Origin of the sequence: Nocardioides sp. Root682 (assembly GCF_001427795.1) — a bacterium.
In the GTDB taxonomy this organism is placed as follows: domain Bacteria; phylum Actinomycetota; class Actinomycetes; order Propionibacteriales; family Nocardioidaceae; genus Nocardioides.
This window is the reverse complement of sequence record NZ_LMHJ01000004.1, coordinates 391,778-411,887: the sequence shown is the minus strand read 5'-3', so window position 1 is coordinate 411,887 and position 20,110 is coordinate 391,778. Positions and strand designations below refer to the sequence as shown.

The 20,110-nt window shown below is 71.1% G+C and carries 21 protein-coding genes; 8 read left to right on the top strand and 13 right to left on the bottom strand.

The genetic code is table 11. The features are described from left to right. The first annotated feature begins 23 nt into the window (after positions 1-23). Genes ASD84_RS22695 through ASD84_RS22670 form a run of 6 tightly spaced genes read left to right on the top strand, consistent with a single transcriptional unit; the run spans position 24 to position 5,311 of the window. Positions 24-1,001, top strand: coding sequence for a glutamate-cysteine ligase family protein (locus ASD84_RS22695; RefSeq protein WP_056716050.1), 978 nt, complete (start codon positions 24-26; stop codon positions 999-1,001). After that, positions 998-2,005, top strand: a complete 1,008-nt coding sequence (locus ASD84_RS22690; protein WP_056716045.1) for a hypothetical protein — start codon at positions 998-1,000, stop codon at positions 2,003-2,005. The genes ASD84_RS22695 and ASD84_RS22690 overlap by 4 nt, the downstream gene beginning before the upstream one ends. Then, the gene (locus ASD84_RS22685) at positions 2,002-2,397 is read left to right on the top strand and encodes an MAPEG family protein (protein ID WP_056716041.1); all 396 of its coding nucleotides are present in this window, start codon (positions 2,002-2,004) and stop codon (positions 2,395-2,397) included. The genes ASD84_RS22690 and ASD84_RS22685 overlap by 4 nt, the downstream gene beginning before the upstream one ends. Next, positions 2,394-3,113, top strand: a complete 720-nt coding sequence (locus ASD84_RS22680) for a gamma-glutamyl-gamma-aminobutyrate hydrolase family protein (protein WP_056716038.1) — start codon at positions 2,394-2,396, stop codon at positions 3,111-3,113. The genes ASD84_RS22685 and ASD84_RS22680 overlap by 4 nt, the downstream gene beginning before the upstream one ends. Positions 3,114-3,123: 10 nt before the next feature. Next, a complete protein-coding gene (locus ASD84_RS22675) occupies positions 3,124-4,419 on the top strand; it encodes an MFS transporter (protein WP_056716035.1) in 1,296 nt (431 codons plus the stop codon). A 10-nt stretch (positions 4,420-4,429) separates the two neighbouring features. Then, positions 4,430-5,311 carry a 1,4-dihydroxy-2-naphthoate polyprenyltransferase gene (locus ASD84_RS22670; protein ID WP_056716032.1) on the top strand — a complete coding sequence of 294 codons (882 nt, stop codon included), beginning with the start codon at positions 4,430-4,432 and terminating at the stop codon, positions 5,309-5,311. An 8-nt stretch (positions 5,312-5,319) separates the two neighbouring features. Here the strand turns inward: ASD84_RS22670 and ASD84_RS22665 are convergent, their stop codons facing one another. Then, on the bottom strand, positions 5,320-5,583 hold the full coding sequence (locus ASD84_RS22665; protein WP_056716029.1) for a DUF4229 domain-containing protein: 264 nt from the start codon (positions 5,581-5,583) through the stop codon (positions 5,320-5,322). 82 nt (positions 5,584-5,665) lie between these two features. On the opposite strand from ASD84_RS22665, the gene ASD84_RS22660 reads away from it, so the two are divergent. Further along, a complete protein-coding gene (locus ASD84_RS22660; protein ID WP_056716027.1) occupies positions 5,666-5,896 on the top strand; it encodes a hypothetical protein in 231 nt (76 codons plus the stop codon). 65 nt (positions 5,897-5,961) lie between these two features. Here the strand turns inward: ASD84_RS22660 and ASD84_RS22655 are convergent, their stop codons facing one another. From ASD84_RS22655 to hemL, 7 genes are read right to left on the bottom strand one after another with little or no spacing between them, the layout of a single operon-like run. Continuing rightward, on the bottom strand, positions 5,962-6,687 hold the full coding sequence (locus tag ASD84_RS22655) for an SDR family NAD(P)-dependent oxidoreductase (RefSeq protein WP_056716024.1): 726 nt from the start codon (positions 6,685-6,687) through the stop codon (positions 5,962-5,964). Positions 6,688-6,700: 13 nt separating this feature from the next. Then, positions 6,701-7,768 (bottom strand): c-type cytochrome biogenesis protein CcsB, encoded by a 1,068-nt coding sequence (gene ccsB / locus ASD84_RS22650; protein WP_056716021.1) that lies wholly within the window; start codon positions 7,766-7,768, stop codon positions 6,701-6,703. Continuing rightward, the gene (locus ASD84_RS22645) at positions 7,765-9,399 is read right to left on the bottom strand and encodes a cytochrome c biogenesis protein ResB (RefSeq protein ID WP_056716014.1); all 1,635 of its coding nucleotides are present in this window, start codon (positions 9,397-9,399) and stop codon (positions 7,765-7,767) included. The genes ccsB and ASD84_RS22645 overlap by 4 nt, the downstream gene beginning before the upstream one ends. After that, a complete protein-coding gene (locus ASD84_RS22640; RefSeq protein ID WP_056716011.1) occupies positions 9,396-10,160 on the bottom strand; it encodes a cytochrome c biogenesis CcdA family protein in 765 nt (254 codons plus the stop codon). The genes ASD84_RS22645 and ASD84_RS22640 overlap by 4 nt, the downstream gene beginning before the upstream one ends. After that, positions 10,160-10,729 (bottom strand): TlpA disulfide reductase family protein, encoded by a 570-nt coding sequence (locus ASD84_RS22635; protein ID WP_056716009.1) that lies wholly within the window; start codon positions 10,727-10,729, stop codon positions 10,160-10,162. The genes ASD84_RS22640 and ASD84_RS22635 overlap by 1 nt, the downstream gene beginning before the upstream one ends. Then, positions 10,726-11,421, bottom strand: coding sequence for a histidine phosphatase family protein (locus ASD84_RS22630; protein WP_056716006.1), 696 nt, complete (start codon positions 11,419-11,421; stop codon positions 10,726-10,728). The genes ASD84_RS22635 and ASD84_RS22630 overlap by 4 nt, the downstream gene beginning before the upstream one ends. Beyond that, positions 11,418-12,767: a glutamate-1-semialdehyde 2,1-aminomutase gene (hemL, locus tag ASD84_RS22625; RefSeq protein ID WP_235531206.1), complete on the bottom strand. Its 1,350-nt coding sequence runs from the start codon at positions 12,765-12,767 to the stop codon at positions 11,418-11,420. Before hemL ends, ASD84_RS22630 begins: the two co-directional genes overlap by 4 nt. Positions 12,768-13,042: 275 nt before the next feature. Here hemL and ASD84_RS22620 point away from each other — a divergent pair, with 275 nt between their 5' ends. Further along, the gene (locus tag ASD84_RS22620; RefSeq protein ID WP_056716000.1) at positions 13,043-14,263 is read left to right on the top strand and encodes a lytic transglycosylase domain-containing protein; all 1,221 of its coding nucleotides are present in this window, start codon (positions 13,043-13,045) and stop codon (positions 14,261-14,263) included. A gap of 63 nt (positions 14,264-14,326) precedes the next feature. Here the strand turns inward: ASD84_RS22620 and hemB are convergent, their stop codons facing one another. From hemB to ASD84_RS22595, 5 genes are all read right to left on the bottom strand, one after another. Further along, a complete protein-coding gene (gene hemB, locus ASD84_RS22615; protein ID WP_082573991.1) occupies positions 14,327-15,325 on the bottom strand; it encodes a porphobilinogen synthase in 999 nt (332 codons plus the stop codon). Between the two features lie 80 nt (positions 15,326-15,405). Further along, a complete protein-coding gene (locus ASD84_RS22610) occupies positions 15,406-17,082 on the bottom strand; it encodes a uroporphyrinogen-III synthase (protein ID WP_056715997.1) in 1,677 nt (558 codons plus the stop codon). Then, positions 17,079-18,071, bottom strand: coding sequence for a hydroxymethylbilane synthase (gene hemC / locus ASD84_RS22605; protein WP_056715994.1), 993 nt, complete (start codon positions 18,069-18,071; stop codon positions 17,079-17,081). Before hemC ends, ASD84_RS22610 begins: the two co-directional genes overlap by 4 nt. After that, entirely contained in the window at positions 18,068-19,378 is a 1,311-nt protein-coding gene (locus tag ASD84_RS22600) for a glutamyl-tRNA reductase (RefSeq protein WP_056715991.1), read from the bottom strand. The genes hemC and ASD84_RS22600 overlap by 4 nt, the downstream gene beginning before the upstream one ends. Beyond that, positions 19,375-20,085: a redox-sensing transcriptional repressor Rex gene (locus ASD84_RS22595; RefSeq protein WP_235531205.1), complete on the bottom strand. Its 711-nt coding sequence runs from the start codon at positions 20,083-20,085 to the stop codon at positions 19,375-19,377. Before ASD84_RS22595 ends, ASD84_RS22600 begins: the two co-directional genes overlap by 4 nt. Between the last annotated feature and the right edge of the window lie 25 nt (positions 20,086-20,110).

Sequence of the window (20,110 nt, the reverse complement as noted above, 5' to 3'; positions counted from 1 at the left end):
ACCTTACTTTATCAGGAGTTGCCATGAATGCACGAACGATCCACTCCCAGGTCGCCCGACTCTTTCGTCCGCTACACTCCGCCGGCCGCCGCACCACGGGCGCCGCGGTGGAGCAGGAGTTCTTCGCGGTCGACTTCTTCAATGGCAGCAGCGTCCACCCGAAGCGGGTCACCGAGTCCGTCGCCGGCCGGCCCTACGCACCGTGGGTGAGCTTCGAGCCCGGCGGGCAGGTGGAGCTCAGCCTCCCCGTCGCGAAGTCCCCGGGTGCCGCTGCTCGCCACCTGGTCGAGGTCACCCGCGCACTCGCGGCGGACCTGCTCGGCTGCGGGATCGTGCTGTACGCCCAGCCGGTCCGGGCGTGCCAGCCCACCACCGCACGCTTCCTCCAGTCACCGCGGTACGACGCCATGGAGCGGCACTTCGACGCCATCGGACCCGCCGGCCGCCGGATGATGCGCAGCACCACCTCGACCCAGGTCTGCCTGGACTGGTGGCCCGGGCGCGCCGGGCTCGAGCAGTGGCGCCTGCTGCTGCTCGCCGGCCCGTTCCTCGCCGCGGCGACCGCCCACAGCAGCGGACCGACCGGTCGGCTGACCACGTGGCTCGCCGCCGACCCTGACCGCACGGCGTTCGACGACCGCCTCCTGCACGGTGACCCGGTCAGCGCGTATGCGTCCTTCGCCGCAGGCGCCGCCGACTTCCTCGGCGAGGGCGTCGAGGCACACCTCTCGACCCTCTTCCCGCCGGTCCGTCCGCGCGGCAGCTACCTGGAGATCCGGTTCCCCGACGCCCAGCGCACCGAGGACGTCGGGGCGCTGGTCGAGGGCCTCGCCGACCTGTTGTACGACGACGAGCGGCGCCGGACCGCGCTGGCCTCCGTGGCGGGCGAGCAGTCCCGGCTCGCCGAGCACTGGGCCGCCACGGCTGCCGGCACCGGCGACGTCGAACGCGGGATGGCCCTGCTCGGGGCCGGCACGAGCCGCCGGGAGGTGGCGGCATGACGACCAACGTCCTGGTCGTCACCGACCCAGCGGCCGGCCTGGACCCCACGATCGATGCGACGGTCGGACTGGTCGCCGCCTTCCAGGACCTCGACGTCGCGGTCTGGGTCAGCACTCCGGCGGACCTGTCGGTCGTCGACGGGCGGGTACGCACCCTGGCCGCTCGCGTCCTGCTCGCCCCGCGCAGGCGGGGCCGGGACCACCGCTGGATCGTGGAGCGTGACTGGTTCCAGGTCCTCGAGCGGACGAGGTTCGACGTCGCGGACCGGATGGACCTGGTGCTGCTGCGGATCGATCCACCCGTCGACGCGCGGTACCTGCACACGACGTACCTCCTGGACCTCGTGGAGGCGGCCGGGACCCGCGTCGTCAACCGGCCCGAGGGAATCCGCGCACTGCACGAGAAGGCGGTCGCCCTGCGGTTCCCCGAGCTCTGCCCGGCGACCCTGGTCACCACCGATCCGGCAGAGGTACGACGATTCGTCGCCGCGCACGGCACGGCGGTCGTGAAGCCGCTGGACGGGTTCGCCGGCATCGACGTCTGGCTGCTGCACGACGACGCGGCCGCCCGGGCGCTCTGCGAGTCGGCCACCGCCGGGGGGACGCGGCACGTGATCGCGCAGGAGTACCTCGCGCGGGTGGAGGTCGGCAACAAGCGGCTGTTCCTGCTCGACGGCGAGATCATGGGGGCGGTCCTGCGCCGCCCGGACGACGCCGACTTCCGGATCGGCGCCCCCTGCGCCCCCGCTGAGGTCGACGACGCGGACCGACGCATCACCCGGACCCTTTCGCCCCTGCTCGAGCACCACGGCATCGCCCTGGCCGGACTCGACGTGATCGACGGCCGCCTCATCGAGGTCAACGTCACCTGCCCCGGCGGGATGGCCAAGACCGACGCACTGCTCGGCACCGATCTCTCCGGCGCCATCGTGCGTCGGCTCCTCCACCTCGACGAACTCCACCCCTCCACTCCGTCCCACCCGAAAGAGATGGCCACCTCATGAGCACGATCGTGATCACCTGCATCGCCCTGATGGGCATCCTGCTGTTCCTCCTCGGCGCCAACGTCACCCGGCACCGCGCGATCCGCGGCGACAAGGGACCCCAGATGCCCACCGACCCTGCCGACCGCCTGCTGATCGCCCAGCGCGCCCACGGCAACGCGGCGGAGTACGTGCCGACCCTGGTGGTCCTGCTCGTCGTCTGCTCGACACTGACCGACGGCTGGTGGCTCGACGCCCTGGCGATCGTCGCGGCCACCGCCCGGTTCACGCACGCCTACGGGATGCTCCGGGCCACCACGCTCGCGGCCCACGGCCCGGTCCGCGACTCGGGCGCGATGTTCACCTACCTGGCTGGTGTCGCCCTCGGGGTGACCGCCCTGGTCGCGATGTGAGCCACGACCGTCGGCCCCTCATCGGGATCGTCGGCCACGGCTACGACGTCCCGAAGCCGTTCGGTGCCCTGCCCGTGCACGGCACACCGCAGTGGTTCGCCACCGCGATCACTGCGGCCGGCGGGCGACCCGTGATCGTGCCGCCCGGCGCGGGCACCGACCTCCTCGACGTGCTCGACGGCCTGGTGCTGACCGGCGGCGGCGACGTCGACCCGGCCCGGTACGGCGGCCCGCCGGGGTCCGCCGTCGACGTGGATCCCGCCCGTGACCAGGACGAGATCGAGCTGGTCCGGGCTGCTGCGGTGGCCGGCGTCCCCCTCCTCGGCGTGTGCCGCGGGCTCCAGGTGCTCGCGGTGGCGTTCGGCGGCAGCCTGCGATCGGGCATCGGGCACGAGCACCCCGGGGACGGCCACCCGGTCACGACCACCTCTGGCTCGCTGGCCCGCGCCCTGCTCGGGGAACGGCCGACCACGAGCGCGCTGCACCACCAGGCGGTCGACGACCCGGGCCCGGCGTGGCGGGCGACCGCGTGGACCGACGACGGTGTGATCGAGGCGATCGAGCCGATGACCGGCGAGTGGTCCGCGCTCGGGGTGCAGTGGCACCCCGAGCTGGCCTGGAACGAATGGCCGACCGACCCCACCGGCCCGGCGATCTTCGGGTGGCTGGCCGACATCGCAGAAAAACGTTCGACACGAACCCCGGTGTCGTCGTAAAATCCTCTTGATGTCAAGACAACTCTCGGAGCGCCTCGCCCGCCTCGCCGGACCCACCCCGCTGGTCCGGCGCCTGTCTGCCCAGTCAGTGCTCTCGGCCTTCGGCGACGGCGTCTTCCTCACCGGCAGCGCGGTCTTCTTCACCCAGATCGTCGGGCTCACCGCAGCGCAGGTGGGCCTCGGCCTCACCATCGCCGGCGTCGTGACGTTCTTCCTCGCGGTCCCGCTGGGCAAGCTCAGTGACCGGTACGGCGCCCGCCGGGTCTGGGCGGTCGCGTCGCTCGTCGAGGCGCTGCTCTACGTCGCCTGGCTCGCCGTCGGCGGCCTGGCCACCTTCATCGCCATGATGATCGTGCTCGAGGCCGTGCAGGTCGGGAGCCGGGCAGCGCGCAACGCCTATCGGTTCGACATCTTCCCGCGCGAGGAGCGGGTCTCGTCGAACGCCTACTTCCGGGCCGCCCGCAACGTCGGCTACACCTTCGGCGCCCTGCTCGCCGGTATCGCCCTGGCGACCAACAGCAACGACGTGATCCGGGCCGTGCCACTGGTCACCGCCGGGTTGCTGCTGCTCAATGCCCTGCTCGTGTCACGACTCCCGGCCGCCGTACACGCGGCGACGGAGGAGAAGGCCGAGACGGCGCTCGAAGCAGCCTTCGAGGACGCGGGCGACAAGCAGAGCGCGCTGCGCAACCGCGGCTACCTGTTCATGTCGATCTGCGGCGGCGTGCTGGCCACCCACCAGGTGCTGCTGAACGTGGTGATCCCGCTGTGGCTGGTCGAGGAGACCGATGCACCCCGGGTGCTGCTGGCGTGGCTGTTCGGCACCAACACCGTGATGGCCGTGGCGTTGCAGGTCGCAGCAGCCCGCGGGATCACGACCGTGTCCGACTCGCTGCGCGCCCAACGCCGCGGCGCCTTCTTCTTCATGATGTCCTGCGGGATCGTCCTGGTCACCCACGACACCATCGGCTGGGTCACGATCGCCCTGGTCTGGATCGGGCACGTGACCGTGACCGGTGCCGAGCTGTTCCAGTCGGCCGGCGAGTGGGGGCTGCAGGCCGAGCTGTCCGACCCCGAGCGACGTGGCGAGTACCAGGGCGTCTCCCAGCTCGGCTACACCGTCGGCTCGGTGTGGGCCCCGGCGGCGTACACCTTCCTCGCGATGGAGTGGGGCGCCCAGGGCTGGCTGGTCATCGCCGCGATCGTCCTGCTGGCCGCCATCGCCATCCATCCGGCGTCGCGCGCGGCCGAACGCCACCTGGCGCAGCGGACCCCTGCGCCAACCACGGCACCCGAACCTGCTTGAATCGCCGATCATGGCCACTCCCGCCCACTGGATCGCCGGCGCCCGTCTCCGCACCCTGCCCGCGGCGGTCGCCCCCGTCGTGGCCGGCACCGCCGTCGCGGCGTACGACGACCACGCGGTGTGGTGGAAGGCGCTGCTCGCACTCGTGGTGAGCCTCGCCCTCCAGGTCGCGGTCAACTACGCCAACGACTACTCCGACGGCATCCGCGGCACCGACGACGAGCGGGTCGGACCGTTGCGCCTGGTCGGCTCCGGCCTGGCGACGCCGTCAGCGGTGAAGGCCGCGGCGTTCCTCGCCTTCGGCGTGGCCGGTGTCGCAGGACTCGCGCTGGCGGCGACCACGTCGTGGTGGCTCGTCGCCATCGGTGCCGTCTGCGTGCTGGCGGCCTGGTTCTACACCGGCGGCTCGAAGCCGTACGGCTACCTCGGCCTCGGCGAGGTGATGGTGTTCGTGTTCTTCGGCCTCGTCGCCGTCGTCGGCACCACCTGGGTGCAGACCGAGTCGTGGGGCACCATCGGCTGGGCCTCGGTCGTGGCCGGCGCCGGCGTCGGCGCCCTTGCGTGCGCGATCCTCGTGGCCAACAACCTGCGCGACATCCCCACCGACACGGTCTCGGGGAAGATGACGCTCGCGGTGCGGCTGGGCGATGCGCGCACCCGCACGTTCTACGCCCTGCTCGTGATCGCCTCAGCGGCAGCGGTCGTCGGCCTCGCCGTACTCACCACCTGGTGGGCGCTGCTCGGCCTCGGCTTCCTGCTCCCCGCGGCCAGTGCGGCACGGATCGTCCTGGGCGGTGCCCGTGGCCCCGCGCTGATCCCGGTCCTCCAGCAGACCGGCATCGCCGAGCTGGGCTGGGCGGTCCTCGCCGGCCTCGGCCTGGTTGTTGCCTGAGCTTCCGCTCAGTCAGCGTCGTCTTCCTTGGCCTTCATCTCGTCGAACTTCTCGACGATCCGATCGGCTCTGCCCTCCACCCGGTGGGCGAACGCGTTGCGCTGCGGGGCGAGCAGGACGTACGACGCGATGCCGCTGACCAGGAACGCGAACACGACCACGAGCAGCACGTTGACGGAGTCCGCCACCAGGAACCACACGCCGAAGATGGTGCAGAACGCGGCGATGAACAGGCCGACGCGCAGGCCGGTGTAGATCCAGAACTCCTTCACCCCACCAGCGTAGGCCGCACCTCTGCCCGTCCGGGCACGGGGATCGTCAACGAGATCACAGGCCACGTCCTACTCTGGAGACGTGAAGTTCCTGCTGGTGGTCCTCGTCTTCGCGATCGCGACCTATCTCGCGATCCGCTGGATGCAGGACCGCGGCCCCGGGGGCTCGCCGGCGAAGCGCCGTCCGTCACGGCCCCAGCCACCCAGCCGCCCGCTGGCCCCGGACGACGACGAGTCGTTCCTGCGCGACCTCGAGCGCAAGCGCCGCAAGCAGGCCCGCGACGCGAATCCGCCGGACCCGCCCGACGCCTGATCCTTCGCCAGGTTGATTGATGTCAATGAACCTGGGACAGGGTGCCCCCGAGGACGGCAACGCCGTCAGCGACCGCCGGCCACCCGCAGCGTCGTCGCGGTGACGTAGGCAGCCTGCTCGCTCATCAGCCACGCGACGGCGTTGGCGATCTCCTCGGGCTGTCCGGCCCGGCCGAGCGGGATCTGGGGCGCCATCCGCTCCACCCGTTCCGGGTCCCCCGTGGTGGCGTGCAGGTCGGTCGCGATCAGGCCGGGAGCGATCGCGACGACGCGGATGCCGCGGTCGGCGACCTCGAGGCCCAGGCCCCGGGTCGCCGCATCCAGGCCGGCCTTCGCAGCCGCGTAGTGGACGTACTCCCCCGGCGAACCGATGGTCGCGGCGCCCGAGGTGATGTTGACGACGACCCCGCCGCGATCGAGGACCGCGACCGCTGCCCGGGCCACCAGGATCGGGCCGGTCAGGTTCAGGTCGATGGTCCGCCGGATCTCCTCGGTCGGGGTCTCGTCCAGGGGTGCGAAGCGGTACGTCGCGCCGGCGTTGTTCACCACACCCGTCAGCCGCCCGAGCTCGGCGGCCCGTGCGAACAGCTCGTCGATGCCCGCATCGGTGGTCAGGTCGGCCCGGACGGTGACACACCGCACCCCGAGGGCCGTGACCACCTCGGCCGTCGCCTGCGCACTCTCCTCGTCGCTGCGGTAGCCGAGCACCAGGTCGTGACCCTCGCCGGCGAGGCGGGCGGCGATGGCGGCACCGATGCCGCGCGTTCCCCCGGTGACGATCGTCAGTGACATGGTCGGCTCCGGTTCAACTACCGAATTCGTCGTGTCCAGGCTCCGAAAGCAGCAAATTCGGTAGTTGAACCGCGGCCGGGGGCGCGTCGATGAACTGCTCGACGGCGTACGAGTGCTGGCTGGTGGTCGAGAAGTAGTTGATCCCGATGAAGTTGAACCACAGGGTCGCCACACCGACGAGGGCGAGCTGGGCGGCCTTGCGGCCCTTCCAGCCGGCCGTGGCGCGGGCGTGGAGGTAGCCGGCGTAGACCACCCAGGTGATGAAGGCCCACACCTCCTTCGGGTCCCAGTTCCAGTAGCGCGACCACGCCTCGTGCGCCCAGATCGGGCCGGTGATCAGCACCGCGAAGGTCCACACCGGGAACGCGAACGCGTGGACGCGGTAGGCCAGCCGGTCCAGCGCCGGCAGGTCGGGCGTCCGCGCGATCCAGCCCGAGAGCTCACGCTCGCCGGCTGCCGCGCGCCGCTCGGCCCGCATCCGGACGAGGTACATCAGCGACGCGATGCCACCGAGCGTGAAGGTGCCCGTGGCGATCACGGCCGACACGACGTGGATGACCAGCCAGGGCGAGTTGAGCGCCTCGGTCAGCGGCGCGACCTCGTCGTGCAGCCAGATCACCGCGACCATCAGCACGGTCAGCACGAAGCCGACCACGATCGGGCCCATCCACCCGAGGCCGAACCGCTTGTGCAGGACGACGTACAGCAGGGTCACGACGAAGGTGCCGGACACCGTGAACTCGTACATGTTGCCCCAGGGCACCCGGTTGGGGTCCGCGGCCATGCCGCGGCCCAGCAGGGCGACGAAGTGCACCGCGCAGGCGACGATCGTGAGCAGGAAGCCGAGACGACCCAGGAACGCGATCCTCTCGCCCGTCTCCGACGCAGGTCGAGGAGGTTGCGAAGCAACCGTCTCGAGACCCTTTCCGGACCCGTCTCCCACGCCCGCCGCGACCAGCTCACCCGCGGGCTGGCGCAGTGCCGCCCACTCCGCGAGGTGCACGAGCAGCGCGATGAAGTAGACGAGACCGGCCATCGCAACCGCCTGGTTGCTCAGCGTCTCCCACGCGGTGTTGCTCACTTCGGTGCCTCCTGCAGTTGCGCCAACAGTCTGGCGAGGATCTCGTCCGTCTCGCCGTTGCCGGAGCGATCGAGTACGGCGACCTCGACCCGAGTGCCGCCCGTGCCGTCCATTGTGTCCCCCGCGTCTGCGTCATCGGTGTCGGGTCCGGTCCCTGCGGCGTCCACTGCCACGGCCCGCACCCACACCCGTCGCGGCCGCAGGAACAGCGACATGCACAGGCCGATCAGCGCGAGCACGACGCCGACCAGGGCCACGCCCTTGCCGGGTGTCTGGCTGATCTGCACCCGGATCCACGGGTCGACGCGGTCGAAGGTGACCGTCCCCAGGCCGTCCGGCAGCTCGACGGTGTCGCCGACCTGGAGGTCGAGGCGGAACGGCTTGCCGTCCTCACCCTCGACCGGGGTCGCCTTCGACTTGTCGAGGACGTAGACCGACTGCGAACGGCCGTCGTCCAGGCCGAGGTCGCCGGTGTAGGCCAGCAGGGACAGCGTGGGGAACAGGTCGTCACCGAAGACGGTGACCGGATCGCCGTCGACCATCTCGAACGTCGGGTAGAAGAGTCCTTCGAGCCCGATCTGGCCGGGCTTGGCCGCCGGCGCCTTGACCACCCCGAACGACAGGAAGGTCGCGTCCTGCGGCAGGAAGACGGTCGGCCCGGTGGCGACGATGTCGCCCTTGCCGTCACGCACCGTGATCACGGGGGCGTATCCGTGGCCGATCAGGAACACCTCGGTGCCGTCCACGTTCAACGGGTGGTTGACCTTGAGCGTGTAGTCCTTCGCCTCGGACTGGCCGACCTTGTAGGACAGGTCTGCCTCGAACTTGCGGGCCTGACCGGCCCGGGGGCCCTTCTTCAGCCAGTCGACCCGGAAGTCGTCGACGGAGAAGCGGAAGTCCTTCATCTGCTGCTGGGTGAACAGCCCACCCGGCTTGAAGTCGTCGTACTGGGTCAGGTTGTTGCTGAAGGTGCTGCCCTGGACGAGGATCACGCCGCCCTGGTAGCCCCAGAGCCCGCCGACGGCGAAGCCGGCCAGCACGATGAGCACCGAGAGGTGGAAGACCAGGTTGCCGGCCTCGCGGAGGTAGCCCCTCTCGGCCGAGACCGCGTCGTCACCTGTGGTCGCGAGCCGCAGCCGGTGCCGCCGTCCGAGCACCTTTCGCGCCCGGTCGAGGACCTCGTCCGGGCTCAGGTCCGTCCTGTACGACGCATGCACGGGCAGTCGCGTCAGGTGGCGTGGTGCTGCGGGAGGCTGGGCGCGGAGCGCGCGGAGGTACACGAACAGGCGCGGGACGATGCAGCCGACCAGGGAGATCGTCAGCAGCAGGTAGATCGCGGAGAACCACGGGGAGCTGTAGACCGAGAACAGGTCGAGGTGCTCGTAGAGCGGCGTCAGCTTCGGGTGCTGGTCCTTCCAGCGGGTGACGGCGAGCGAGTCGACGCCCTGCTGCGGGATCACCGATCCCGGGATGGCGGCCAGCGCCAGGACCAGCAGCAGGATCAGCGCCGTGCGCATCGAGGAGATCTGGCGCCAGATCCACCGAGCGAACTCGCGCGCGGTCAGCTCGCCGGGACGGCGTTCGCGGGCGTCTGGCTTCGCGGGACGGTCTCCCGAAGGACGGGTGGTCACAGCGCGGTCTCCCCGAAGTCGACAGTGCGCAGCTGCGTCCACTGCACGACGTGGTCCCACCAGCCGGTGACCATGAGCAGCCCGATCACGACCAGGAAGAACCCGCCCGTGCGCATCACCGCGACCTGGTGGCGGCGCACCCAGGTCAGCGCCCGGCTCGCGCGGTTGTAGGCCAACGCCACCACGATGAACGGCACCCCGAGACCGAGGGCGTAGCAGAGCGCGAGCAACCCGCCGCGCGCCGCGGTCGCGCCGTCGGCGTAGGTCAGGTTGAGGATGGCGCCGAAGGTGGGGCCGATGCAGGGACTCCAGCCGATCGCGAACATCGCGCCGATCAGCGGGGCGGCACCGAGGCCGACTGCCGGGATCTTGTGCATCCGGAAGTCGCGCTGCAGCCAGGGCACGACGCCGGCGAACGCGAGTCCCAGCACGATCAGCAGCAGGCCGAGCACGAGGGTGATCGTGTTCTCCCAGTGCTGCAGTCGAGCGGCGATCCCGCCGAACGCCGTACCGGCGAAGACGAAGACGACCGCGAAGCCGAGCACGAACAGGACCGAGCCTGCGAGCATCCGGCCGCGGCGCTGTGCGGCCTCACCGCTGGCGAGGTCGGCTCCGGACAGTCCGGTCGCATAGGAGAGGTAGCCCGGCAGTAGCGGCAGCACGCACGGGGAGAAGAAGGAGACCAGACCGGCGATCAGCGCCACCGGCACGGCCAGGCCGAGCGAGCCGACCGCAGCCTGCTCCGTGAACCAGTCGCCCATCAGTCGCTCTCGGCCAGGGTGTCGTCGATCAGCGTGGACAGCGTGCTCTTCGAGGGGATCGGTCCGTTGATCAGCGCGGCGACCCGGCCCTCCTTGTCGAGCAGGATCGTGGCGGGCGTGGCGTGCGGTGAGAACTTGCCCAGGCGCAGCAGGGTCTCGCTGCCCGGGTCGTAGAGGGAGGGGTACTCGACACCACGGTCACGCTCGAACGCCTCGGCGTTCTCGGGCGCCAGGTCGCGGATGTTGATCCCCACGAACGCCACCTCGTCGGCGTCGACCTCGGCCTCGGTGTCGACCAGCATCGGCATCTCGGTGCGGCAGGGGCCGCAGCCGGACCACCAGACGTTGAGGACGACGACCTTGCCGCGGAGGTCGGTCACGTCCAGCGGGTCGCCCTGGACCGTCGTACCGGCGAAGTCGACGGGGTCCTCGCGGTCGGCCTTCGCCACCTCGATGACCTGGCCGTCACCCGGGACGTAGTCGAGGTCGCCGGTGCCGCCGATGTCCGAGCATCCGGCCATCAGCACCAGGGCAGCGAACAACGCCACCGCACGGGCGACAGGTCTCATTCCGGGGGCGTCCCCTCGGGCTTCTTCTCCTCGGGCGCGTCACCGGCCGAGAACGGAGCGGCAATGTCACCGGTCGGGATCAGGTCGATGGCCGGTTCGGCGTAGCTGACCTGGACCAGCTCCTCACCGGCGAAGTGGAACGAGGTGATCGAGCAGAGGGTGCACTGCCGCTTGCGCGGGTCGTGCAGGAAGGAGCGCTTCTCGGCCGCCAGCCGGGTGGTCCAGATCGGGAGCTGGTGGGAGACCAGGACGGCCTCGTGGCCCGTCGCGGCGACACGGGCGTCGTGGACCGCTGCCATCATCCGCTCGACGATGGCCTTGTACGGCTCACCCCACGACGGCTTCAGCGGGTTGTAGAGGTGGCGCCACAGCAGCGGGTTGCGCAGCGCGTTGTTGCCCTTGCCGAAGGTCAGCCCCTCGAACCGGTTGGTCGACTCGAGCACCCGCGGCTCGAGGGTGACCTCGAGGCCGAGCTTCGCGGCCAGCGGCGCGGCCGTCTCCTGGGCCCGCTCGAGCGGCGAGGAGCGGAGCACGGTGATGTCGTTGCCCCCGAGCGCCTCACCGATCCGGTCGGCCATCGCGCGGCCCCGGGTGGAGAGGTGGAACCCGTCGCGGCGGCCGTAGAGAACACCCTCGGGGTTGTGGACCTCCCCGTGGCGGACCAGGTGGACGACGGTGTCAGGCGTGCTCATGAGGTCGCTCCGGGAACGGCCGCGGCTGCCCGGGCAGCGGCGGGAAGGGCATCGAGGACGTGCTGCACGGCACGGTCGTCGTGGGAGGACGACACGAACCAGGCTTCGTAGGCCGACGGAGGCAGGTGCACCCCTCGGTCGAGCATCGCGTGGAAGAAGGCGCCGTACGCCGCCACGTCGGTGCGCTGCGCCTCGGCGTAGTTGGTGACCGGGTCATCGGTGAGGAACACCGAGAACATCGAGCCCGTCGACTGGATCACGTGGGGGATGCCCGCGGCGGTGAATGCCTCGGCCGCACCTGCGCGCAGGGCGTCCGCGACGACGTCGAGGCGTGCGTACACCGCGTCGTCGGCGGCGGCGGTGAGCGTGGCGAGCCCCGCGGCGGTGGCGATCGGGTTCCCGGAGAGGGTGCCGGCCTGGTAGACGGGGCCCTCCGGCGCGAGGTGGGCCATCACGTCGGCGCGACCGCCGAACGCGGCAGCAGGGAAACCTCCGCCCATCACCTTGCCGAAGGTCATCAGGTCGGGAGCCCAGCCCTCCACGGCGCCGTCGGTGCCCCACTGACCGGCGGCGGAGACCCGGAAGCCGGTCATCACCTCGTCGCTGATGAACAGCGCGCCGTTGGCCCGGCACGTCTCGGCGAGGAACTTGTTGAAGCCCGGCGCCGGCGGGACCACGCCCATGTTGCCGGGCGCGGCTTCGGTGATGAGGCAGGCGATCCGGTCGCCGTACTCGGCGAAGACGGCGGTGACCGCGGCCCGGTCGTTGAAGGGCAGCACCAGGGTGAGGTCGGTCGAGCTGGCGGGGACGCCGGGCGTCCCGGGGATGGAGAAGGTGGTCAGGCCCGAACCGGCGGCAGCCAGCAGCGAGTCGACGTGGCCGTGGTAGCAACCGGCGAACTTCACGATGACGTCGCGGCCGGTGAAGCCGCGCGCCAGCCGGATCGCCGACATGGTGGCCTCGGTGCCGGAGGAGACCAGGCGCAGCCGCTCGACAGGGGTGCGCGCGACGATCGCCTCGACCAGCGCCACCTCGCCCTCCGTGGGTGTGCCGTACGACGTCCCGCGACCCACTGCCTCGCGCACGGCATCGACGACGGCCGGGTGCGCGTGGCCCAGGAGCATGGGGCCCCACGAGCAGATCAGGTCGACGTAGGTGTTGCCGTCGACGTCGGTGAGCCACGGCCCGGAGGCCGAGGCGATGAAGCGGGGGGTCCCACCGACCGCGTTGAAGGCGCGGACGGGCGAGTTGACCCCACCGGGAGTCACGGCGCGGGCCCGGGCGAAGAGCGCATCGGAGCCGCTGGTGGAGCCGGTGCTGGGTCCGGTGGTCACGAGGTCGGGCACCGCGCCATTGTCACTGATCGACCCCAGCCGCCCGCCATCGCGGTCCGTTTGGCCCCCGCGAATGGTTCGTGGTGCACATACCATGCCGTCCGCTTTGTGAGCGGGAACATGTGACACCCGTAACTCGGGTGTGTCAAACTTCGTTGTCCAGGTGTCGTGCCATTCGGTTGGCCCACATCGTGGGTCGCCGGACAACGCGTGACGCACGGGTGGGAGCTGAGGGAGCGGCCCACAGGAAACTTGGCTGAGAAGCCTTGGGGAGAGAGACCGAATACATGTCGAGGAAGCGTCTGGGGCGTCTGCAGCGCGTCGCCACCATCATTCCGCTCGCACTGCTTTCGGCAGCGTGGACCGCATCCGTAGCCGGCATCGGCAACGTCGCGGCACCGATCGCGGCAGCCGAGGCACCCGGTCAGGTCTCTGACGGCACCAGCGTGCCCGAGGAGTCGATCGAGGACCCGGCCAGCTTCTCGGACCCGGCCAACGTCGAGGGCCTCAACGGTGGCAACGAGGCGGGCATCATCTCCGCCGCGTCGACCAACGCGATCCCGGCCGCCGCTCTCGCCGCCTACCAGCGCGCTGAGACGGTCATCAACTCCGCGGACGAGTCCTGCAACATCACCTGGCAGCTGATCGCCGCGATCGGCCGTGTGGAGTCCAACCATGGCCGCTTCGGCGGCAACGTCCTCAACGACGACGGTGTGGCGACGCCGGGCATCTACGGCCTCCCGCTCAACGGCACCAACAAGACCCAGGCGATCTCGGACACCGACGCCGGCGTCTACGACAACGACGCCAAGTGGGACCGCGCGGTCGGCCCGATGCAGTTCATCCCCTCGACCTGGCAGGTCGTCGGCGTGGACGCTGACGACGACGCCTCCCGCAACCCGCAGGACATCGACGACGCAGCCCTCGCGGCGGCCGTCTACCTCTGCTCGGGCGACGGTGACCTCTCCACGGTCGTCGGCCAGCGCGCCGCGGTCTACCGCTACAACCACAGCCAGGCGTACGTCGACCTGGTCCTCAAGATCATGAACGCCTACCTCGAGGGCGACTTCACCTCGGTGCCGAACAACTCGACCGCCGCGGGCTACGTCGTCCCCGAGCCGCCGAGCTTCAACTCGGGTGGCCACAAGAACGGCAAGGGCGGCCTCTCCGGCGGTTCCTCGACCGGCGGCTCCTCGACCGGCGGCAGCACGGGTGGCAGCACCGGCGGCACGGGCGGCGGCACAGGTGGTGGCACCGGCGGCGGCGACGGTGGCACCGACACCCCCGTGTCTCCTCCGACCATCCCCAAGACCAACACCCCGCTCGACCCGGTCATCGAGACCGTCGACGACGGTGTGGGCGCCGTGACGTCGAACCTGATCAGCGGCCTCCTCGGACCCCTGGTCAAGGCTGAGGCGGGCCCCGCGTGCAAGGCGGCCTACCCGAAGCTCACCCAGACCGTTCAGCTGCTGAACTGCCTGCTGAGCTACGGCCTCTCGACGCCGTAACAAGACCAACAGCGAAAGCCCGGACCTCGGTCCGGGCTTTCGTCGTTTTGGTCGGGGAGGGGCCTACATGCGGCGCAGCAGGCCCGCGGCCTCGGTCGCCCAGTAGGTCAGGATCATGTCCGCGCCGGCCCGGCGGATCGAGGTCAGCGTCTCCAGGATCGCGGCCTCCCGCTCGATCCAGCCGCGGGCGGCAGCGGCCTCGACCATGGAGTACTCACCGGAGATGTTGTACGCCGCCACGGGGATCCCGAAGTCGGCGGCGGCGTCGGCGACGCGACGCAGCACGTCGAGGTAGGCCAGGGCGGGCTTGACCATCACGATGTCGGCGCCCTGCTCGATGTCCAGGAGCGCCTCACGCACGCCCTCACGGGCGTTGCGGCCGTCCTGCTGGTACGTGCGCCGGTCACCGGTCAGCGAGCTGTCCACGGCCTCGCGGAACGGCCCGTAGAACGCGGAGGCGTACTTCGTCGAGTACGCCAGGATCCCGACGTCGGTGTGCCCGGCGTCGTCGAGGGCGGCGCGGATGACGGCGACCTGTCCGTCCATCATCCCGCTGGGGCCGACCAGCCCGGCGCCGGCCTGCGCCTGCACGACCGCCATGGCGGCGTACTGCTCCAGGGTCGCGTCGTTGTCGACCCGGCCGCGGGCGTCCAGGACCCCGCAGTGGCCGTGGTCGGTGAACTCGTCGAGGCACAGGTCGCTCATCACGACGAGCTCCTCCCCCACCTCGGCCACGACGTCGGCGATCGCGACGTTGAGGATCCCGTCGGGGTCGATCCCGCCGGACCCCGTGGCGTCCTTGTGCTCGGGGATGCCGAACAGCATCACGCCGCGCAGTCCGGCTTCGGCCGCTTCGGCCGCCGCCTTCCGCAGCGAGTCCCGGGTGTGCTGGACGACGCCCGGCATCGAGCTGATCGGCAGCGGCTCCGTTGCGCCCTCGCGAACGAACATCGGCAGCACCAGCTGGGCCGGGGACAGCGACGTCTCCGCGACGAGGTCGCGCATCGCTGCCGTCGTACGAAGGCGGCGGGGGCGGATCACGGGACGCTCGATGTCGGTCACGCCGTCATCCTAGGTTCTGGAAAAACAGTCGTGTGCCCGAGACCCCGCTGTTCGGGGGTCCCGGGCACACGATCCAGCAGCTACTCCGACGCGGTCTTGCGACGGCGAGCCGACGGCTTGCGGTCGCTCGGCTTGGTGACAGGGTCACCGGCCTCGAGCATCGCGACGCGGCGGGAGGCACCGAAGCCGGCGAGGGCCTCGACGAGCAGCTCGACGTCGGGCGCAGGGGCCATCACGTCGACCCGCAGGCCGTGCTCCTCGGCAGTCTTGGCCGTGGCCGGACCGATGACGGCGATGATCGTCGACGGGTGCGGCTTGCCGGCGATGCCGACCAGGTTGCGCACCGTCGAGGACGACGTGAACACGACGGCGTCGAACTTGCCCGTCTTGATCGCGTCGCGCGTCGGCGCCGGCGGCGGGGCCGCGCGGACCGTGCGGTAGGCGGTGACGTCGTCGCACTCCCAGCCGAGGTCGATCAGGCCCGCGACGAGGTTCTCGGTCGCGATGTCGGCACGCGGCAGGAAGACCCGGTTGATCGGGTCCAGCTGCTCGTCGTACTCGGGCCAGTCGGCCAGCAGGCCGGCAGCGGACTGCTCGCCCGAGGGCGTCAGGTCCGCACGCAGGCCCCAGTCGGCGATCGCCTGGGCGGTCTTGTCGCCGACAGCGGCGATCTTGAGGCCCGAGAACGCGCGGGCATCGAGGCCGTACTCCTCGAACTTCTCCCGCACCGCCTTCACGGCGTTGATCGAGGTGAACGCGATCCACTCGTAGCGACCCTCGACGAGACCGCGGACGGCCTTGTCCATCTGCTGCGGGTTGCGCGGCGGCTCGACGGAGATGGTGGGGACCTCTTCCGGCACGCCACCGAACTCGCGCAGCCGGTTGGACAGCGACGCGGACTGCTCCTTGGTGCGGGGCACCAGGACGCGCCAGCCGAACAGCGGCTTGGTCTCGAACCAGGAGAGCTTGTCGCGCAGGTCGACGACGGCACCGATGACGGTGATCGCCGGCGGCGTCATCCGCGCCGTGCGGGCGTCAGCGGCGATCCGCTCGAGCGTGGAGGTGATCGTCTGCTGCTCGGTGGTGGTGCCGACGCGAGTCATCGCGACGGGCGTCTGCGGGGAGCGACCGACGGCGATCAGCGCCTTGGCGATCTCACCGATCTGGCCGACCGCGGACAGCAGGACGAGGGTCGGGGTCTCGGCGTACCGGGACCAGTCGACGGCCTTGTCGCTGCAGGTCACCACGGCCACCTCGCGGTGGTCCTTGGTGGTCAGCGGGATGCCGGCGTACGCCGGAACCGCGCCGACGGAGGAGACGCCGGGGACGATCTCGAAGGGCAGGCCGGCCTTGGCGACCGCCTGCGCCTCCTCGGGGCCCGAGGCGTAGAGGAACGGGTCGCCGGCGAGCAGGCGCACCACGCGCTGCGGGCGCTTGGCCTGCTTGACGACCACCTTCGAGCGGGCGGCGTGCGTCAGCGGCTGGCCGTCCTCGCCGAAGCCACCGTCGACCAGCTCGGGAACGGAGTCCGACGCCAGCTCACCGGTCGCAGCGGCACGGGCCCGCACGACGTCGACGAGCGCGGCGTGGCCGGGCTCCTCGGTGATGATCACGTCGGCTTCCTCGATGAGCCGCACCGCACGCACGGTCAGGAGGTCGGGGTCACCGGGACCGGTGCCGACGAAGGCGACCCCACCGGGGCGGGCCGGGGGGGAGGCGGGAGTCGGGGCAGCCTTGGCTGTCGTGGCTCGCGTCATGCGTTGTGCACCTTTGCGGATCGTGCGGATGGGTCAGGGAGCGGGACCGTCAGTTCGGCCGCGCCGTCTTCGATCATTTCGTTGGCAAGGGCTGCGCCCAACGTTGCCGCGGCGTCGGACCAGGTCGTCGGGTCCTCCCCCAGCGGGGTCGATGCGGAGCGGCGGACCGCGAGCGCACCATCAGTGGACAACGCGACGGCCCGCAACCACAATTCGGGGCCGTCGTCACCTTCTGCTATGTCAGCGAGGGCACCGATCGGCGCCGAGCAGCCACCCTCGAGGGTGGCCAGCGCGGCGCGCTCGGCGGTCACGGCCGCCCGGGTCGCGGCGTCGTCGAGGCCCGCCAGCACGGCGAGCGTCGCGGTGTCGTCGCTGCGGCACTCGACCGCGAGCGCACCCTGCCCGGGCGCCGGCAGCACCTGGATCGGGTCGAGCACCTCGGTCGCCTCGTCCGCGCGGCCGAGCCGGGCCAGCCCGGCGCGAGCGAGGACGACGGCGTCGTACTCACCGGAGGTGACCTTGGCGATCCGCGTGTCCACGTTGCCGCGTACGCCGACGAGGTCGACCCCGAGGCCGAGGGCTTCGATCTGGGCGACCCGGCGGGGGGATCCCGTGCCGACCCGGCTGCCCGGCGGAAGCTCCCCCAGGGTCAGGCCGTCGCGCGCGACCACGACGTCGCGTGGGTCCTCACGCTGGGGAATCGCGGCGAGGGTGATGCCGTCCGCGGGGTAGGTCGGGAGGTCCTTGAGCGAGTGCACCGCGACATCGACCTCGCCAGCCAGGAGCGCGTCGCGCAGGGCACTCACGAAGACGCCGACCGAGGATCCGGGGCCTGACAGCGGCGTACCGGCGGCTTGGCTGCGGTCTCCGTCGGTGCTGATCTCGACGAGCTCGGTGGCGACACCGAAGCGCTCGCGCAGGGCGTCGGCGACGTGGCCCGACTGGGTCGTGGCCAAGGCACTGCGACGGGTGCCGATGCGCAGGGTCATTGCAGACCCTCCTCGACCACGACCGGGCGGGTGACGGCGTCGACGGCGTCGGGGTCGAGCGCGAAGAGCTCGGCCAGCGCGGCGGCGTACGAGACGGCGCCCTGGTCGTTGGCGAGCTCCTTGACCCGGACGGTCGGCTCGTGGAGGAGCTTGTCGGCAACCCGGCGCACCGTGTGGCGGATCTCGTCGCGGGTCAGGTCGTCGAGGTCCGGGAGCCGGCTCTCGAGACGCGTCATCTCGGCGTCCACGACACCGGTGGCCATCGACCGCAGGGCGACCACGGTCGGCGTGACACTGGCCTGGCGCCGCGCGGCGAGGAAGGCGGTGACCTCCTCGGCCAGGATCCGGCGGACCTCCTGGACCTCGCGGCCGGTGGCGCCGCCCTGCAGCACCTTGGCCAGCTCGGCCAGGCCCACCAGGGTGACCTGCGGCAGGGCGAGGACGTCGCGGGCGATGTCGTGGGGCAGGGCAAGGTCGATCAGCGCGAGCGGCCGCTCGGGGTCACCGGCGCGGGCGGCCTCGATCATCGCGCGGTCGATCAGGGCGCCCGAGGAGCCGGTGCAGCTGATCACGATGTCGGCGCGGGCGATCTCCTCGCCGAGCCGGTCGAGCGGGACGGCGTGCGCGCCGTACTGCTCCGCAAGACGGGCGGCGCCGTCGGCAGAGCGGTTGACCACTGCCAGGTGCCCGGCCTGCAGGCGGCTGGCGGTCGCGGTGGCGAGACCCGCCATGGCACCGGCACCGACCACGACGACGTACTTGCCGTCAACGGGACCGACGGCGTCGGCCGTGACGTCCAGGGCAGCACTCACGAGGGAGGGCGCGACCTGGTCGATCTCGGTCTCGGCACGGGTGCGCTTGCCGACGCGGAGCGCCTGCTGGAAGAGGAGGTTGAGCGCGGGACCGACGGTGCCGAGCTCCTGGCCGCGACGCAGCGCATCGCGGGTCTGGCCGAGGATCTGGCCCTCGCCGACCGCCATCGAGTCGAGGCCGGCCGCGACCTGGAAGAGGTGCGAGATCGCGCCGTCGTCGTAGTGGACGTAGAGGTGCGGCAGCATCCCCTCGGTGGACTCACCGGCGCGCTCGACGAGGAGGCGGGAGATCTGCTCGATGCTGCCGTGGAACCGCTCGACCTCGGTGTAGATCTCGAGCCGGTTGCAGGTCGCGATGACCGTGGCCTCGGTGACGTGCTCGCAGGCGGCGGCGTCGGCGACGAGCTTCTGCACGCCGTCGTCGTCGAGGGCGACGCGCTCGAGCAGCGACATCGGCGCGGAGTTGTGGGAGATACCGACGACCAGGACGCTCATGCTGCTCCTCCATCGACGGTCACAGCGGCGGCAGCAGCGGCCGCGGCGTCAGCACCGTTGGCCTTGCGCTGCTCGTGGTAGGCGAGGATCTGCAGCTCGATCGACAGGTCGACCTTGCGCACGTCGACGCCGTCGGGCACGGCCACGACGGCCGGTGCGAAGTTCAGGATGCTGGTGATGCCGATCGCGACCATCCGGTCAGCAACCGACTGCGCAGCGACTGCGGGAGTGGCGATGACGCCGATCGCGACGTCGTGCTCCTGCACGATCGCCTCGAGCTCGTCGAACGCGCGGACGGCGACGCCCGCGACCGTCTGGCCGATCAGCTGGGGGTCGGCGTCGAGCAGCGCGACGACCCGGAAGCCGCGGCTGCGGAAGCCGGAGTAGTTGGCCAGGGCGTGGCCCAGGTTGCCGATGCCGACGATGACGACCGGCCAGTCCTGGGTGACCCCGATCTCGCGGGCGATCTGGTAGCGCAGGTAGTCGACGTCGTACCCGACACCGCGGGTGCCGTAGCTGCCGAGGTGCGAGAGGTCCTTGCGCAGCTTGGCGCTGTTGACGCCCGCTGCGATCGCGAGATCCTCGCTGGAACAGGTGCGGATACCGCTGTCGGCAAGGGCCGTCAACGCCCGCAGGTACACCGGCAGGCGGGCGACCGTGGCCTCCGGGATGACCCGGTTGGCGTCTGTCGAACTCCGTGTGGTCACAGCTCCACTTTCCAGTCACGACCAG

Coding starts and splice junctions, on each gene's coding strand:
- ASD84_RS22695 (WP_056716050.1), top strand. CDS start 24: ATGAATGCACGAACGATCCACTCCCAGGTCGCCCGACTCTTTCGTCCG.
- ASD84_RS22690 (WP_056716045.1), top strand. CDS start 998: ATGACGACCAACGTCCTGGTCGTCACCGACCCAGCGGCCGGCCTGGAC.
- ASD84_RS22685 (WP_056716041.1), top strand. CDS start 2,002: ATGAGCACGATCGTGATCACCTGCATCGCCCTGATGGGCATCCTGCTG.
- ASD84_RS22675 (WP_056716035.1), top strand. CDS start 3,124: ATGTCAAGACAACTCTCGGAGCGCCTCGCCCGCCTCGCCGGACCCACC.
- ASD84_RS22670 (WP_056716032.1), top strand. CDS start 4,430: ATGGCCACTCCCGCCCACTGGATCGCCGGCGCCCGTCTCCGCACCCTG.
- ASD84_RS22655 (WP_056716024.1), bottom strand. CDS start 6,687: ATGTCACTGACGATCGTCACCGGGGGAACGCGCGGCATCGGTGCCGCC.
- ASD84_RS22640 (WP_056716011.1), bottom strand. CDS start 10,160: ATGGGCGACTGGTTCACGGAGCAGGCTGCGGTCGGCTCGCTCGGCCTG.
- ASD84_RS22635 (WP_056716009.1), bottom strand. CDS start 10,729: ATGAGACCTGTCGCCCGTGCGGTGGCGTTGTTCGCTGCCCTGGTGCTG.
- ASD84_RS22630 (WP_056716006.1), bottom strand. CDS start 11,421: ATGAGCACGCCTGACACCGTCGTCCACCTGGTCCGCCACGGGGAGGTC.
- ASD84_RS22620 (WP_056716000.1), top strand. CDS start 13,043: ATGTCGAGGAAGCGTCTGGGGCGTCTGCAGCGCGTCGCCACCATCATT.
- ASD84_RS22610 (WP_056715997.1), bottom strand. CDS start 17,082: ATGACGCGAGCCACGACAGCCAAGGCTGCCCCGACTCCCGCCTCCCCC.
- hemC (WP_056715994.1), bottom strand. CDS start 18,071: ATGACCCTGCGCATCGGCACCCGTCGCAGTGCCTTGGCCACGACCCAG.
- ASD84_RS22600 (WP_056715991.1), bottom strand. CDS start 19,378: ATGAGCGTCCTGGTCGTCGGTATCTCCCACAACTCCGCGCCGATGTCG.